At 40.4% G+C, this 17,485-nt stretch carries 11 protein-coding genes; 7 read left to right on the plus strand and 4 right to left on the minus strand.

Translation table 11 applies throughout. The features are described 5' to 3' along the window. Position 1: 1 nt before the first annotated feature. A complete protein-coding gene (locus tag RE317_RS12355; RefSeq protein ID WP_008668059.1) occupies positions 2–1,324 on the minus strand; it encodes an MATE family efflux transporter in 1,323 nt (440 codons plus the stop codon). 340 nt (positions 1,325–1,664) lie between these two features. On the opposite strand from RE317_RS12355, the gene RE317_RS12360 reads away from it, so the two are divergent. Beyond that, positions 1,665–3,020: an OmpP1/FadL family transporter gene (locus RE317_RS12360; RefSeq protein ID WP_008668058.1), complete on the plus strand. Its 1,356-nt coding sequence runs from the start codon at positions 1,665–1,667 to the stop codon at positions 3,018–3,020. Positions 3,021–3,078: 58 nt separating this feature from the next. On the opposite strand, the gene RE317_RS12365 is transcribed toward RE317_RS12360, so the two are convergent. Together RE317_RS12365 and RE317_RS12370 are read right to left on the minus strand one after the other, a co-directional pair. Further along, positions 3,079–3,639, minus strand: coding sequence for an RNA polymerase sigma-70 factor (locus RE317_RS12365; protein ID WP_005839094.1), 561 nt, complete (start codon positions 3,637–3,639; stop codon positions 3,079–3,081). Positions 3,640–3,663: 24 nt separating this feature from the next. Continuing rightward, positions 3,664–4,755: an acyltransferase family protein gene (locus RE317_RS12370; RefSeq protein ID WP_008668057.1), complete on the minus strand. Its 1,092-nt coding sequence runs from the start codon at positions 4,753–4,755 to the stop codon at positions 3,664–3,666. 200 nt (positions 4,756–4,955) lie between these two features. Between RE317_RS12370 and RE317_RS12375 the strand changes: the two genes are divergently transcribed. The 3 genes from RE317_RS12375 to RE317_RS12385 all read left to right on the plus strand — a co-directional run bounded on the left by RE317_RS12375 (position 4,956) and on the right by RE317_RS12385 (position 9,789). Further along, on the plus strand, positions 4,956–7,379 hold the full coding sequence (locus RE317_RS12375) for a beta-N-acetylhexosaminidase (RefSeq protein WP_008668055.1): 2,424 nt from the start codon (positions 4,956–4,958) through the stop codon (positions 7,377–7,379). 233 nt (positions 7,380–7,612) lie between these two features. Continuing rightward, entirely contained in the window at positions 7,613–8,440 is an 828-nt protein-coding gene (locus RE317_RS12380; protein ID WP_008668054.1) for a carboxymuconolactone decarboxylase family protein, read from the plus strand. Between the two features lie 134 nt (positions 8,441–8,574). Beyond that, positions 8,575–9,789 carry a hypothetical protein gene (locus RE317_RS12385; protein WP_008668052.1) on the plus strand — a complete coding sequence of 405 codons (1,215 nt, stop codon included), beginning with the start codon at positions 8,575–8,577 and terminating at the stop codon, positions 9,787–9,789. Between the two features lie 74 nt (positions 9,790–9,863). On the opposite strand, the gene RE317_RS12390 is transcribed toward RE317_RS12385, so the two are convergent. Further along, positions 9,864–11,117 carry a phosphoglycerate kinase gene (locus tag RE317_RS12390; protein ID WP_005848791.1) on the minus strand — a complete coding sequence of 418 codons (1,254 nt, stop codon included), beginning with the start codon at positions 11,115–11,117 and terminating at the stop codon, positions 9,864–9,866. 223 nt (positions 11,118–11,340) lie between these two features. Here RE317_RS12390 and RE317_RS12395 point away from each other — a divergent pair, with 223 nt between their 5' ends. The 3 genes from RE317_RS12395 to RE317_RS12405 all read left to right on the plus strand — a co-directional run bounded on the left by RE317_RS12395 (position 11,341) and on the right by RE317_RS12405 (position 17,467). Next, a complete protein-coding gene (locus RE317_RS12395) occupies positions 11,341–12,267 on the plus strand; it encodes a FecR family protein (RefSeq protein ID WP_005848793.1) in 927 nt (308 codons plus the stop codon). 151 nt (positions 12,268–12,418) lie between these two features. Next, positions 12,419–15,835 (plus strand): TonB-dependent receptor, encoded by a 3,417-nt coding sequence (locus RE317_RS12400; protein WP_008668050.1) that lies wholly within the window; start codon positions 12,419–12,421, stop codon positions 15,833–15,835. An 18-nt stretch (positions 15,836–15,853) separates the two neighbouring features. Then, positions 15,854–17,467 carry a SusD/RagB family nutrient-binding outer membrane lipoprotein gene (locus RE317_RS12405; protein ID WP_008668048.1) on the plus strand — a complete coding sequence of 538 codons (1,614 nt, stop codon included), beginning with the start codon at positions 15,854–15,856 and terminating at the stop codon, positions 17,465–17,467. The last annotated feature ends 18 nt before the right edge of the window (positions 17,468–17,485 follow it).

Below are 17,485 nucleotides of genomic sequence, written 5' to 3' on the forward strand. Positions count from 1 at the left end.
CTTATATCTTTTTATTCTGCCATTTTGCTTTTTTCAAATAAATAATGCTGCTAAGCAGTAACAAACTATAGTACACCACCTCTATAGAAAAACAAACAGAAACCGGTGCTTTCACCACTATGCCTATCCATAGAATGTAAAGGGCGTAGAATACCAAAGTCCCCATTTCAAGTATCAGAGCAGCCTGCGTATTTCCAGTTCCCGAAATGGCATTGAAATAGATATTCGCCACTGATGCGATAATCATCGCTCCGGCAATGACATACAACGAAGGCACAGACTCTACCAGCAACGCCGGTTCGTTGGTGTAAACCGAAAGCATGGCATGAGGAAAAAGCACCACCACCGCCACACAGACCACCATAATGAGAAACGACATCCGGGCTATACGCCAAATCAAACGCATGACATGGGTTATCCCCCCCGCACCAATCAGATTGCTGACCAATGAATTGGTAGTAGTAGACAATGCCTGAACCGGAATGAGCATCACAATATAGATACTACGCACGATATTGGCAATCGCCAGCTCGCGTTGACCCAACCGTTCTATCGCGATGAAAAAGACAAACCAAGTAGCCATGGCCAAAAAATATTGTATCATGGTAAAACACGAAATACTCAGAATTTTTCCCAATAAAGAAAAGTCAATCTTCTGCCAGTGATTCAAGCCGAATTTCTTAAAATCCACCTTTGCGTAGGTATAAATCAAGAAAAAAGCCAATGAAGCGGCTTCAGCCATCACCGAAGCGACAGCTGCTCCTTTAATCCCCATCTCCGGCATTCCAAACTTACCGAAAATCAAAATATAGTCCAACAGCACATTCACCAATGCCATGACCACAGCATTCATTGTCAGCACCTTAGTACGTGTAATGCCAATATACAGCGCACGGAACATCACGTTGACAAAGGCGAAGAAAAAGCCCCAAATACGCCAGTTGAGAAATTCCATGGTAGCATCAAAAATGGAATCAGATGAAATGAGCAAGCGGACAATGGATGGGGCCAAAAGATGTGTCAGCCCAAACATGAGCACCGCCAATCCCAGCAAGAATGTCCCTCCCTGTATCATTACGGGACCCACATCTTTGTAACGTCCTTCTCCATTACGACGAGCAATCAAGATTTGTGAACCGACACTAAAACCGAAAGCAATAGTGAAGACACAGATATAAAACAATCCACCCATGGCGGAAGCTCCCAACTCGACTTCTCCTACCCTGCCCAGGAAAGCAGTATCTGTCACATTGATAATGTTTTGCGCCAATAATCCGAGAAAAATCGGATAACTTACGTTCCATATTTCTTTGTTGGTATACATATATTTTTTTTGCATTGAGTAAAAGAGTTGCAAAGATACTACATTCTTTTCAATCCGGTGTTCTGAATGGAGTGAAGAAACCGTAAACAGACCAGGAATTTACTTAGCGGACAGGCGTGCCGGAACAAATATATCACAAAAGTATCAGCACGCTCCCTCATTCCACAGTTCCTACCAATCAATCACACAAATAAAAAAAAGGATATTCATCATCCAAGTAAATAGTTTCTATTGAAACAGTTGATTTTTTCAATAGACGACACAAATAATTGCACAAAAGGTTTGCCCGTGTGTTATTTTATCCTACCTTTGCGCCCGCAAACAAAAAATCAAGTAATAAATGAAGAAACTATTATTAATTAGTGCAGCGACACTAATCGTTTCAAATTCAACTTTCGCAGGAGGTATTTTAACCAATACAAATCAACATGCAGCTTTTCTCCGTATGCTATCCCGTGGTGCTACAACAGAAATAGACGGTGCTTTATCTAATCCTGCCGGCCTGGCTTTCTTGCCCAAAGACGGATTCCATGTAGGATTGAGCATTCAGAGCGCTTATCAGACTAGAAATATTGATGCCAGTTTTATGACATACAATGGCGTTAGCGCCACAGGTCCTACTGTTGCAGACAAGCCTTTTGAAAAATATTACGAAGGAACAGCCGCCGCACCGGTTATCCCCAGCCTCTTCGCCGCATATAAAAAAGGTGAGTGGACAATTTCAGGATTCTTCGCCATCACTGCCGGAGGTGGAAAGGCGTCTTTTGATGACGGACTGCCTATGTTCGACGCCTCAGCTATGGCAGGTATTTTTCAAGAAGGTTTAAAAGCAGAAAAACCTACGGTTATAACTCCTGATATGTATGATATAACAAGTGCCATGGACGGTAAACAATATATTTATTCTTTGCAGCTGGGATTATCCTATAAAGCTACCGAATGGCTTTCCGTATTCGGTGGAGGTAGAATGAACTACTTTACCGGTGGCTACAAAGGCTTTCTGAACGCTATTGTAAAAGGAACAGACACAAACCTGTTGCCTCTTGCTCTAGACTGTGACCAAACCGGCTGGGGACTTACTCCTGTTATCGGTGTAGATGCTAAACTGGGTAAACTGAACATCGGTGCCAAATATGAATTCAAGACCAACTTGAATATCGAAAACAATACAAAGAACTTACAGTATCCACCCAGTGCCAAAGATATGGTAGCCCCCTACGAACACGGTGTGAATACTCCCAATGACATCCCAGCCATGCTCTCTATCGCAGCCGCCTACGAATTCCTTCCGGTACTTCGCGCTTCTGTAGAATATCATTTTTATGATGACAAAAATGCAGGTATGGCAAACGGCAAACAAAAATATCTGACTAAAGGAACCAATGAATACTTGGCAGGTATTGAGTTTGATGTAACCAAGCAACTAACCCTCAGCTGTGGTGGACAAATCACTGACTACGGACTATCAGATAACTATCAATCAGATACCAGTTTTTCTTGTGATTCTTACTCTTTGGGAGTCGGAGCCAAAATAAAGATGAACAAACACCTCAATTTAAATATTGGTTATATGTGGACTAATTATGAGGATTATACAAAAAAATCAACCAACTATAACGGAACCGGACTACCCGGAACAAATGTATATAGCCGTACCAACAAAGTGTTCGGTTTAAGTGCAGATTATAGTTTCTGATTCCTGTATATGAAATAAGAACAAGACCATGTCCAAATAACTGAGGCATGGTCTTGTTTTATAAAAAACTCCAAAGAAACTGATAATCCTTCAGCTGCACCCGTAACTGTTTCAGCGACCGGGTGATATGAAATTCTACAGTCTTTACAGAAATATCCAGCCGCAAAGCAATTTCCTTGTTCGGTAAATTTTTCATCCGGCTCAAAATAAACACCTCCCTGCTTGTAGGAGGCAATTCACTAATGGCTTCCTGCACCAAAGCTTGAATCTCATCACAAAACAATTTATCGGGATCACAAGCCTCCAAAGTCGAGATACGCAAAGCCAGTTCTTTCTGCCGCATATCTCCTATATGCTGCTCGGCACGCATACGTACCTCCAAGTGTTGCAAATGATTCAATGAACGATTTTTTATGGCAGTCAACAGCAACGCAGAAATATTGGTATCCTCCTGTAACTCATTCCGGTGCTCCCATACATTAGTAAAAGCCCCCATTACAATATCCTCAGCCTCTTCCCTGTTCCTGACATACGAGTAAGCAAACTGAACAAACTGTTGCTGACGTTTGCTAAACACCTCCGTCAGTTCTGACATAAAAACATTCTTCGTCTCTTTCATTTAACTAATTTTCTGTTTCCGTTTTTAGATCTTGACATAAATACCTTTCTTGTATAAAATATGAACAATACTCCAACAAAATAATACATACAACAAAGCATAGGCTAATGAACCGGGATAATTTCCCAACACCGGAACCAGTACCTTTTCATAAATAAAGACACTTGCCCCCGTAGCACCCAATAGAATCCCCATTATTTCCGCAAACACATAGATAAACAAAGGGTTCACTCCGAACGACCGGAAAAAAACGCACCAACCTTGATAGCCTTTTATATCAATGATCCAGATAAGCAGAGCCAAAAAGCTGGATGCCAATCCGCAGGTTGTAATGACAAAAGTAGGCGACCACACTTTCTTATTGATAGGGCAGCCGTAACTTAACAAAAAGCCGGCAAATGTGAGAATAGTACCCACCAAAAACAATCGTTGTATCTTCTCGTCATTATCTTTAGCAGAAAACAATAACTTTCCACAATAAAACCCTACCATTACATGGCACACCGCAGGAAGCGTACTCAATAGTCCTTCCGGATCAAACGCCATTCCACCATCATGGTACATGTGGGATGTACCCAATGCCCATACATCAAAACGGGCCACTATATTAGTGGCCGACAAGTTAAAGCCGTCTCCCATAGCCAATAAAAGAAAATAGACGGCCAAAGTCACCAAAATGATAGCGGGAAAATATTTATGCTTCACCGTTATAGCAACCAGACTAGTCACACCGTATCCTATAGCAAGCCGTTGCATGACTCCTAAATAACGCAACTCTTCAAAATTCAGATGATGTGTAAAAACCGATTTGGCCAGAAGATTCAAAAACAGACCGATACAAAAAATAACGACTGTACGTTTCACAATCTTCCGTAATGTAGCATGAGAATAAGTAAAATTATATTTCCGCAAAGAAATATAAGTGGATATTCCCATAATGAACATAAAAAAAGGAAAAACGAGATCGGTAGGGGTTAACCCGTTAAAGGCGGCATGCTCCAACGGAGTATACACATGCCCCCATGAACCGGGGTTATTTACAAGAATCATGCCTGCAATAGTGATGCCTCTCAAGATGTCAAGAGCAAGCAACCGTTTGGGGGTATTTGCTGTCATGCGCGTTAGATTAATAAATTGGTTAACTCGGACAAAGATAGCATTCTATTAGCAATAAAGAAACAAATCTGTGAAAAATATTTTTATATTGTAAACATATTAATCTCTCTGAAAAACATGTTTATTCCGTTTTTATTGCTATTTTTGTCCAAAAAGAATTTCTATACCCCCTTTATTTAAAAACTTAACACAGATTTATTATGAAGAAAAAGAGTCTGCCAGTATTTTTCGTTGGGTTATTAATGTGTGGATGCCAAATGAAAGAAGTAATCAATGAGTACAATGTAGTTCCATTGCCTGTTACCATGAGCGAGCAGCAGGGACGTTTTTACCTGAACAGTGATGTTCCTATCGTCGTTAACGCCTCACAAGAAGTGAAACACATTGCTTCCGGCCTGTCAACCACTCTCCTGGATATAGCCGGTCTCAAGCTGAAACCGACTGACGAGTTACATGAAAATGTACCCTCCATTGTTTTTGACAGCATTCCGGGGATGGAAAAAGAAGCCTACAAGTTATCGGTCACCCCTCAACTGATAAAAATTACCGCATCGGCGCCTAACGGCTTTTACTATGGATTACAAACCCTGTATCAACTGTTGCCGGTGGATGTCTATTGTAAAGAAAGAGCACGTAATGCCGAATGGAGTGTACCTTGCGTTGAAATAGAAGACGCCCCAACATTCCGCTATCGCGGAGCCATGCTGGATGTATGCCGCCATTTCGCATCTATAGATTATATCAAAAAATTCATAGATGTATTGGCTGCACATAAAATGAACACCTTCCACTGGCACCTTACAGACGACCAAGGCTGGAGAATTGAAATCAAAAAATACCCCAAACTGACTGAGATCGGCTCTCAACGTTCAGAAACCATGGTGGATTATTTCTATACCCATTACCCATTCAAATATGACGGCAAGCCCCACGGAGGTTTTTACACACAAGACGAAATAAAAGAAGTCGTTGCATACGCTCAAAGCAAATATATCACTGTCATTCCGGAGATAGAGTTACCTGGACATGCCTTGGCCGCTATCGCTTCCTACCCTGAATTGTCCTGCACTCCGGACAGCACCTACGAAGTTTGCAAATTATGGGGTGTGTTTGACCAAGTATTCTGCCCTACCGACACCTTCTTCCAGTTTATGGAAGGAGTCATGGACGAAGTGGTGGAATTATTCCCAAGCTCTTATATACATATAGGTGGTGATGAATGTCCTAAAACAGCCTGGGAACAATGTGAACATTGTCAAAAACTGATACGTGAACTGGGATTGGAAAATGACATCACTCCCAATCCCGTAGACGGAAGAAAGCATACGAAAGAAGAGAAATTACAAAGTTATATCGTAAGCCGTGTGGAAAAATACCTGAACAGCAAAGGACGTAATATCATCGGTTGGGATGAAATACTGGAAGGAGGGCTTGCCCCCAACGCCACAGTGATGTCATGGCGTGGTGTGGAAGGCGGAATGACCGCAGCCAAAGCCGGACATGATGCTATTATGACTCCTAATCCTTACGCTTACCTTGACCATTACCAGGAAGAACCGGAAATAGCCCCTGTTACTATCGGTGGATACAACACACTGAAAAAGACATACAGCTATAATCCAGTACCGGCTGATGCAGACAGTTTGGTAAAACAGCACATCATTGGTGTACAGGCCAATTGCTGGGCAGAATATATGCCAACTGAGGATAACCGTGATTATCAAATCTTCCCACGCCTGATCGCTATATCCGAAACCGGCTGGACTCCGATGAAGAAAAAGAATTTTACTTCATTCTGCAACCGCATGGTTGAAGACTTCCAACGTCTGGAAGCAATGGGCGTAAAACCTTGCCTCAACTTCTTTGATGTAAATATCAACACCCGTGCCACCCAAGAAGGTGTACTGAATGTAGAGCTGGAAACATTCTATCCGGGAGCACAAATCTATTATACGACTCATGGTGAGCAACCATCCATACATGCCAACTTATACAATCGTCCATTCCCATTGGACGGCACATACGACTTGAAAGCCGCTGCTTTCGTTAATGGCAAACAAATCGGTAAGGTTACTCATAAACAGCTTTACAAGAATTTAATCAGTGGGAAAAAATATGAAATCATGCCCGAACCCAAAGGTATGAAAGGTGATATTTTAGGAGAAAATGATATATTGGGCGCAGACACTGTGACTTTAGGACTGACCAATGGAAAACGTGGAAATAATGCCTCCTCCACCCCGTGGGTAGGTATCAGCCCAGACAATAATGACAAAGTTACTTTTATAGTAGACTTTGAGAAAGCCACTATCCGTAAAATCAGATTCGGTACATTGTATAATGCAGCAGGTGGAATATTGCCGGTGAGCAAAGCTGTAGTCTATGTTTCCTCTTTAGACAACAAATTCGAGAAAGTAGCCGAAAAAGAATTCACTTACGATATCAAAGAAAATACGTTCAGAGGCTTCGATGAAGAAATAGAATTTCCGGCACAAGAAGCGGTGAAGGTAAAAATAGAATTTACAAGCGGAGGTAAAATACGCAATGGAATTGATTGCTATAGCCCGCATGATAAAAGCGAGGTACCCAGCACAATAGCTTTGGACGAAATAGAAATCTATTAATTACCTATTTATATAAGGAGAATTAAATTCCATTGTAATCCGGCTCAAAACCTTGTTTTCTATTTCCTGATTGAAAACTTAGCCGGATGACAATGGAATTTCATTTTAAAAAGCACAACAAACGAAACAGGAAAAATGGTATAAAAATCTGTAATCTGGGTACAATCTTATTTTTTTCAACTCCATACTTTTGTACATAGAATTTATATTGAAAGACTTAAAATATGAACGCTATGAACAAAGTCATTTTACTTTTAATATTCAGTATTTTAACAACAACCAGTATGGCACAAAAAAAGATCAAACAGACAGCAGGACGCGACCAATTAGGAACATTCGCTCCTAAATTCGCGGAACTTAATGACGACATTCTTTTTGGAGAAGTGTGGAGCCGCACCGAGCAACTCAGTCTTCGTGACCGCAGTTTAGTCACAATCACCTCACTCATCAGTCAAGGAATAACGGACAGTTCGCTTACATTCCATCTCCAATCAGCCAAAAACAACGGTATTACGCGTACGGAAATTGCAGAGATCATCACTCATATCGGCTTCTATGCAGGATGGCCGAAAGCATGGGCGGCATTCCGTCTTGCCAAAGAAGTATGGAATGAAGATATCTCTAAAGATAAAGATGAAAAAACAACGTTCCAACGCGAAATGATTTTTCCTATCGGAGAACCAAACACCGCTTATGCACAATATTTCACTGGTAACAGTTACCTCGCCCCTATCTCTCGTGAACAGGTAAGCATTTCCAATGTCACCTTTGAACCACGCTGCCGTAACAACTGGCACATCCACCATGCAACTCAAGGTGGCGGACAAATGCTTATCGGCATAGCCGGTCGTGGCTGGTATCAAGAGGAAGGTAAAGCAGCTGTTGAGATTCTTCCCGGCACAGTGATCCATATCCCTGCCAACGTAAAACATTGGCACGGTGCAGCCGCCAACAGTTGGTTCGCCCACCTTGCATTCGAACTTTCCGGAGAAAACACATCCAATGAATGGTTAGAACCCGTAACTGATGAAGAATACGACAAGATTCAAATGTTGCCTTGAATGAGGCAACAAAAATAATTTGTATCGGTGCAGACTTTATATGTAGAGGCGCACAATTCTTTTACCAAGACACACGTGCGATTTTCAAATAAATTATGTAATTTTGCCGACTGTTTATAATAACCCTTTAAAATATGAGAAAATATTTATTTTTATTCACATTTTTACTGCTATCGGCAAAAAGTTTTGCTCAAGACAAAGATTTCAATTACAAGTTCTACGGACAAATCCGCACCGACTTCTATTACAATAGTCGTGCCAATGAAGAAACTGTTGACGGGCTCTTCTATATGTATCCTAAAGATAAAGTGTACGATGCAACAGGTAAAGACCTGAATGCGACAGCTAATGGAAGCTTTTATACTTTATATACCCGTTTGGGAATAGATGTGCAAGGTCCCAAGTTGGGAAGAGCAAAAACCTCCGCAAAAGTAGAAATGGACTTCCGCGGATCAGGAACAACCTTCTCCACTATACGTCTGCGCCATGCCTATTTAAACCTTGATTGGGGAAAACCGTCTTTACTGTTGGGACAAACCTGGCATCCGTTATATGGTGACGTTGCTCCACAAATTCTGAATCTGAATATGGGAGCTCCTTTCCAACCGTTCAGCCGTGCCCCACAAATACGATTCCGCTACAAAGCTGGTGATATACAACTGACAGGCGCAGCTATTTGGCAATCCCAATACCTGTCTCAAGGTCCTGATGGGAAAAGCCAGAAATACATAAAAGAAAGTTGTATACCCGAAATCTATATTGGTGCAGATTACAAAAGAAGCAACTGGCTAGTGGGAGCAGGCATTGAAATGATTTCATTAAAACCTCGTACTCAATCGGTAGTAGAAGATGAAGTTTACAAAGTGGATGAACGTGTCACTGCCCTGTCTTACGAAGTTCACATGAAATATACTTCTCCCCTATGGTATGTGGCAGCAAAAAGTATTTTGGGTTCCAATCTTACACAAGTATCCATGCTGGGCGGATACGGTGTAAAATCCACTGATGCCCGTACGGGAGAACAAGAGTATTCCCCCAACCGGAATTCTAGTTCATGGCTGAACATTGCATACGGTAAGAAATGGAAACCGGCTGTTTTTTTAGGTTATATGAAAAATTTAGGAACGAGTGACGAAATAAGTAAAATGTATGGTACAGGAACCAATGTAGACCAATTGGTAAGCACCAGCGCAGAACTAACCTATAATGTGCCTCACTGGAAATTGGGAGTTGAATACAATCTTACTTCCGCATGGTATGGTTCCATGAAAAGTTCTAACGGAAAAATTATTGATACTCATTCTGTTTCAAACAACAGACTGGTAGCAACAGTTTTGTTCATGTTCTGAAAAGTACAAAATAAAGAATATAAAAAAGGCAGCTTTCGAAAAGGCTGCCTTTTTTATATATAGCAGAAAATTAATTATTCACCTTTGATAGCTGCAACACCCGGAAGAATTTTTCCTTCAATTGCTTCCAACAAAGCACCGCCACCGGTAGAGATATAAGAAACCTGGTCAGCCATGCCGAACTTGTTGATACAAGCTACAGAGTCACCACCACCGATCAATGAGAATGCACCGTTCTTAGTTGCTTTTGCGATAGCTTCAGCGATAGCACGTGAACCGGCAGTAAAGTTATCGAATTCAAAAACACCGGCAGGACCGTTCCACAGAATAGTCTTGGCATCTTCAATAGCAGCAGCAAATGCTTTCTGAGTTTCAGGACCTGCATCCAAACCTTCCCATCCGTCAGGAATATTATTTGCAGGAACAACCTGAGTATGAGCATCGTTAGAGAATGCATCAGCAGCCACACAATCAGAGCCCAATACCAAATTCACACCTTTAGCTTTAGCCTTAGCAATGATATCAAGAGCCAAATCCAATTTGTCATCTTCTACGATAGAATTACCAATTTTTCCACCTTGAGCTTTTGCAAAAGTATAAGTCATACCACCGCAAAGAATCAAGTTATCCACTTTATCCATCAGGTTTTCAATGATACCAATCTTAGTAGACACCTTGGAACCACCCATAATAGCAGTGAACGGGCGCTTGATATCTTTCAGGATATTATCAACAGCTTGAACTTCTTTTTCCATCAAATACCCCAACATCTTGTTGTCCGCATCGAAATAGTCAGCGATAACGGCTGTAGAAGCATGTTTACGGTGAGCAGTGCCGAATGCGTCATTGATATAGCAATCAGCATAAGAAGCCAAAGTCTTGGCAAATTCTTTCTGAGAAGCCTTCATCGCTTTCTTGGCATCTTCGTATGCAGGATCTTCTTTGTCAATGCCAACAGGCTTTCCTTCTTCTTCAGGATAGAAACGCAAATTTTCCAACAACAGGACTTCACCCGGTTTCAAAGCAGCTGCAGCATCACCGGCTTTCGCACAATCAGGAGCAAATTGAACAGGTACACCTAATTTTTCAGAAACAGCATCGACAATCTGGCTCAATGAATATTTAGCATTTACCTTACCTTTGGGTTTACCCATGTGTGACATGATAATCAAGCTGCCACCATCAGCCAACACTTTTTTCAGTGTAGGAAGAGCACCACGGATACGAGTATCATCAGTAATTTTACCATTTTCGTCCAAAGGTACATTGAAGTCCACACGGACAATTGCCTTTTTACCGGCAAAGTTGAATTTGTCAATTGTCATCATAATCTCTTATTTTTGTTTATAGTGTATAAATACAATCTCGCTTATTTTGGGTGTTGCAAAGTTACTAATATTTTTTATTAGCAGTGTGTCAGGGGGGTAATAATTTTACTTGAAATGAAAAAAGAGGATAAAAAGCACTTTTTTTGAGAAAATCGAAAAAAAAATCATTTTTCCACTAGGGTTGTTTCCAGCTATCCTGTTCTATATACAAAATGCAGAAAGAATGAAAACCGAATTGCTACATAAATATTTCAGAGGAGAAACCACCGAAAAAGAGGAAAACCAGATTGTGGAATGGGTAGAAAGCAGTGTAGAAAACAAGGAACACTTTCTAAAAGAGCGAATGCTGTTTGATGTAACCCTTTTTTCTGACGGTTCGAACATACAACGGAAACCGAAAGGGCATCTGTACCTGTACCCACTGATTGCCATTGCCGCCATGCTGGCTATTGTTTTTGTAATGGATTTGCCACATATGCATAAACCTAAACAACAATTGTCACAAACCATCCGTATTCCAGCAGGTCAACGTGCACAGATGGATCTTCCTGACGGTTCTATAGTATGGTTGAATTCCCAAACCACACTAACTTATGATGAAAACTTCGGTAAAAAAGACCGTAAAGTCACGTTAGACGGAGAAGCCTATTTCGAGGTGGCACACAATAAGGAGATTCCTTTTTATGTGCAGACAGAAAACATAAAGGTGCAAGTCACCGGAACAAAATTCGATGTATGCTCCTATAAAGGTTCAAACAGCTTTATAGCCAGACTGATAGAAGGTTCCATCAACTTGCTTACCAACAATGCAAAAGAAGAAAAGCCAATTACCAGCCTGACAAAAGGAAAGTATTTCTCAATGGAAAACGGCAAATACAAAACGGGCGAAATGAGCAGTAACAATGCTTTGGCATGGATGCAAGGCATTTATTATTTCGATGATGTTCCGTTTAAAGAGTTACTGGACAAGATTGCTCTATATTATAATTATAAGATAACAGTGAAGAATCCTAAAATCTTAGAGAACTACCGCTGCACTGGTAAATTCAAAGATTTGGACGGCATAGAGCATATACTAAAAGTTATACAAAAAGACCATCCGTTTAAATACAATATTGATAACGAACATAACAAGATAACCATAGAATAAAATCACAATAGAAGTTTAACCTTAAAAAATGAACTGTTATGATTACATAAAAACCTTTGAAAAAAGAATCGGAAAGTACCCCCATACTCCCCGATTCGACAGCTAACAATTGACCTTAATCAAATTTATTAACTTAACACATTACAAAGATATGAGAAAAATTTCTTTGGAAGGGTACTTATGCCCAAAAAGTTTAGCTTTTAAACAAATATTACGAACTATGAAGATCACCTTAATTCTTCTGTTAACCACAGCATTCAGCGCATTCAGTATGGATGTACACTCTCAGAACGCCAAAGTCAGTCTGGATACCAACATCATGAAGGTAGCCCAATTGATTTCTGCCATCGAATCACAAACTAATTACCTGTTTGTCTATAGTAAGAAAAATGTAGATCTAAGCCGCAAGGTAAAAATCAACGCAAAAAATAAAGCCGTATCCGAAATTCTAGATGAAGTTTTTTCCGGAACTGGTATCACTTATGTTATGGAAGGTAAAAACATTGTTTTGACAAAAGAAAGCAATATAGCCCGTGAGGAAGTAAAACAGCAAAATACAATTACTGTTAAAGGTGCTATAACTGATATGCAAGGTGAAGCAATTATCGGTGCAAACATTATTCAACAAGGTACTACTAACGGTACAATTACCGATATTGACGGTAACTTTACGTTAGAAGTTCCGGCTGATGCACAACTGGTTATATCTTATATCGGTTATAAAAAAGTCATAATTCCAGTAAACGGAAAGACTAATTTTACCATTAAAATGGAAGATGATGCATTGAAACTGGAAACTGTTGTAGTAACCGCTATGGGTATTAAAAAGAAAGAAGCCTCTTTAACTTATTCCACTCAGCAACTGAATGGTGACGAACTGAATAAAGTAAAGGACGCTAATATGATCAATTCATTAGCCGGTAAATCTGCCGGTGTGCAAATAACAAAGAGTTCATCCGGTCTGGGAGGTTCGGCAAAAGTATCTATCCGTGGTGCACGTTCAGCATTCGCCAGTGGTAACAACCAACCGTTATATGTCATAGATGGCGTTCCTATGCTGAATATCACAACAGAATCAACAGCCACCGTTATGGGAGGTGAAAATGACGGGGTCAACCATGACTCTGGTGACGGTGTTTCCAACTTGAACCCTGATGATATTGAAAGTATGAGTATATTAAAAGGTGCGTCTGCCGCTGCTCTCTATGGCTCCCAAGCTGCCAACGGTGTTATTTTAATTACTACAAAATCAGGGAAAGCCGGTATGTCAAGAGTTACATTCTCCTCTAACCTGACAGTAGACCATGCTGTCAGCCTGCCGGAATTTCAAAACAATTATGGACAAACTGCCGATGGTACCAGCAGTTGGGGCGACAAAGGAAATCTGACAGACTATGATAACGTAGGTAATTGGTTTGGCAATGGTATTACAGCCATCAACTCTTTAACCTTCCAAACAGGTAATGACAAAATGCAAACTTACTTTTCTTATGCCAATACCCGGGGGACAGGTATCGTGGACTCAAATAAGCTTCAAAAGCACAATATTACTTTCCGTGAAACAGCCAGTTTCTTTAATGATCGTTTAAAATTGGACGGAAATGCCAGTTTGATGACACAAACTATCCGTAATACTCCTGCCGGAGGTGGTTATTATCTGAATCCGCTGGTTGGCTTGTATTCTTTTCCCCGTGGTGCCGATCTGGCTCCCTACGCTGAAAACTTTGAAGTTTTCGATACTGACCGCAATATGAACTTACAGAATTGGTATACAAAAAATGAAGACGGCTCATTCAGCGAATGGGATCAGAATCCGTACTGGATAAAAAATCGTGTGACCAACAAGAGTAAACGTTACCGTGCATTAGCTTCTATCAGTGCAAATATAAAAGCAACTGACTGGTTAAGTATCCAGGCACGCGGGAATGTAGACTATGTAAGTGATAAGTTTGACAACAAGATGTATGCATCAACAGCAGCAAACATTGCCGGAAAAAATGATGAAACAGGGTTACCTAACGGACGCTATGTATGGTCGGATGAACAAAACTTCCAAGTATATGGTGATTTCATGGCCATGTTCAACAAAACCTTTGGTGATTTTTCCATCAATGCCGCATTAGGAACCAGCATTAACGTCAGCAAAGCCAATTCTTTAATGATCGACTCCAAAACAGCATCTTTATATCGTCCTAATGTATTTACCGTTTCCAATATCATATTCTCTTCAAAGGGATATATCAACCAAACAATTGATGCGAAACGTACTATACAATCTTTATTTGGTACAGCACAAGTGGGTTGGAAAGATGCTATTTATTTAGATATTACAGCACGTAATGACTGGTCTTCCACCCTGGCAAACACAGAAAGTATGAAAAATGGATTTTTCTATCCGTCAGTAGGTTTGACTTGGATTATGAGCAACAGCATCAAACTACCGGAATGGATCAATTTTTCAAAATTCCGTGGTTCATTTGCACAGGTCGGCAATGACCTTCCCATCGGCATCACCAATTTAGCTGACATCATTCAATGTGGTGGAAGTATCCAAACAAACGATATAGAACAACGTGGTGATTTGAAACCGGAAATCAGTACTTCCATTGAATTCGGTACAGAATGGAAGTTTTTCAATAATCGCTTCGGAATTGACTTTACATGGTATCGTACAGATACAAAAAACCAACTGTTAAGAGTAGCCAATCCGGCTGGTTCACTTTATGCGTTCCGTTATATCAATGCAGGTAAAATTCGTAACACTGGTATCGAATTGACACTAGAGGGTACTCCTTTGATGAATGAAAATTTCCGTTGGAAAACCGCTGTAAACATGTCCATGAACAGAAACAAAGTTGTTTCCTTACACAAGGATTATAAATCATTCCGCTACGGTTCTGAAGGATTCTCCATGGCTTATGACATGTGGGTAAAAGAAGGTGGAAAACTGGGAGATATTTATGGAAACGGATTCGAAAGAGATGAAAATGGTAAGATTAAATTAAACGAGACAGGAAATCCAATCAAAGTAACAGGTAACAATACTTTACTAGGCAATGCTAATCCTGATGCTTTATTAGGATGGAGCAATACCTTTACTTACAAAGGATTTACTTTGTATTTCTTGATTGATGCACGTATCGGAGGAGATGTCATGTCATTGACACAAGCACATCTTGACGCAATGGGAGTCAGCAAAGAATCCGGAGAATCCCGTGATCGCGGTTATGTGGAATATGAAGGCATCCAATTCAAAGATGTTCCTAACTTCTATGGTACAGTCGGAGGACGTAACGGCATCTCAGAATACTATATGTATGATGCAACGAATGTACGCTTACGAGAATTGACACTAGGCTATTCATTCCCGGAAACCCTCCTTGCCAAAACCAAATTCATCAAAGGATTAGATCTCACATTGGTTGCACGTAACTTATTCTTTTTGTACAAAGATGCTCCATTTGACCCGGATGCAACTTTATCAGTAGGTAATACTCTGCAGGGCGTTGATGTTTTCGGCATGCCGACTACACGTAATATTGGTTTCAACGTTAAATTTACATTCTAATTTTAAAACAAAGACATTATGAAAAGTTCAAAATATATTTCAATTTTATGCGTGGGAAGCCTTCTGAGTTTAGCCTCATGCACAGACGGATTCGAATCTGACAATAAAATCAACGGTAGTTTTGATGATACTGTAAAAGAATATGATTTCCAAAAATACACTACTAACTTTGAGACAATTCAAAAAGGTATTTATTTTAACTACGACTGGGGAGAAGGCACCACTTGGCCTTGGCAGACATTCCAAAACTTGAATCATGATATGTTCTCAGGATATTTTCATGATTTTGCCTCCAAATTCAGCGATAAAAATACAGTATATGCATTAGAGGCCGGATGGACAGCCAGTGCGTGGAATTATACTTATAATTATATATTTCCAGTAGCCCATAAATCAACATTAATTACACAAGATGAAGCCAAATACAAACATTTTTATGGTGCAACCCTTGTTTTAAAAGTAGAAGCCATGCACCGTATAACTGATACTTATGGCCCTATTGTCTATTCTAAATTCGGAAAAAACGAAACAAACTCTGTTGATACCCAGGAAGAAGCTTATAAAGCATTCTTTGATGATCTGGATAAAGCTGTAGACGCATTGGATACTTATTTGAAAGAAGGCGGCAAAGAAGATGGCGTGAAAAGCATTAATATGTGCAATTGTCCTACAGCCAGCAGATGGATAAAATTTGCCAATTCATTACGTCTTCGTCTAGCTATGCGCGTATCTAATGTAAATAAGACACTTGCTACCAGTGAAGCCCGAAAAGCATTAGAAAACTCTTATGGTGTCATAGAATCTTCTGATGAAAACATACAAATCTCCGGTAAGGGGTATCAAAACCCGTTAGCAGGTGTTGCCGGTTGGGGAGAAACCTATATGGGAGCAACAATAGCTTCTGTCCTAAACGGTTATGAAGATCCACGCATCAGTATATATTATAATCCGGCGACATTGGCAGAGCATACAGAGGAATATCTAGGAGTACCTCAAGGAGTATATGCCAAGGACGGTGACCCCAATTATTACCAAAGCTATTCCTTTATCAACACCCAAACAATCACAGCATCCACACCCGCCGTTCTTCTGACAGCAGCAGAAACTTGGTTCTTACGTGCTGAAGCATCTTTACGAGGTATCAATCCGAAAAACGAAAGCGCAAAGCAATGTTATGAAACCGGTGTCCAAACTTCATTCAACCAATGGGGCGCCGGAGATGCAAGCCTATATCTGACAAGTAAAGGTAAACCGACAGATTACATTAATTATGCAGCAGGCCCCGGAAAAGACATGAAAGCATTAATAACCACCACTCCCAATTTTGACGATGCAGTTAATCAAGAAGAACAACTTGAAAAAATTATCACTCAAAAATGGATTGCTTGCTGGCCAGAAGGCATGGAAGCATGGGCAGAACAGCGCCGTACCGGATATCCGAAATTATTCAAAGTACAAACCAACAACAGCAATGGTACAATTGATACAGACATCATGATTCGCCGCCTCCCCTTCTCACAAGATGATGCCAAAAAAGATCCTGAGCAGTATAAAAATCTGTGTACGGCTCTTGGTGGTGCAGACAATGGCGGTACACGGCTATGGTGGGACACAGGTAAAAACAACTTTTAATTCATATTTCAGTAACAA

Source organism: Phocaeicola sp. GP0067 (assembly GCF_031119655.1).
Lineage (GTDB): Bacteria > Bacteroidota > Bacteroidia > Bacteroidales > Bacteroidaceae > Phocaeicola > Phocaeicola vulgatus.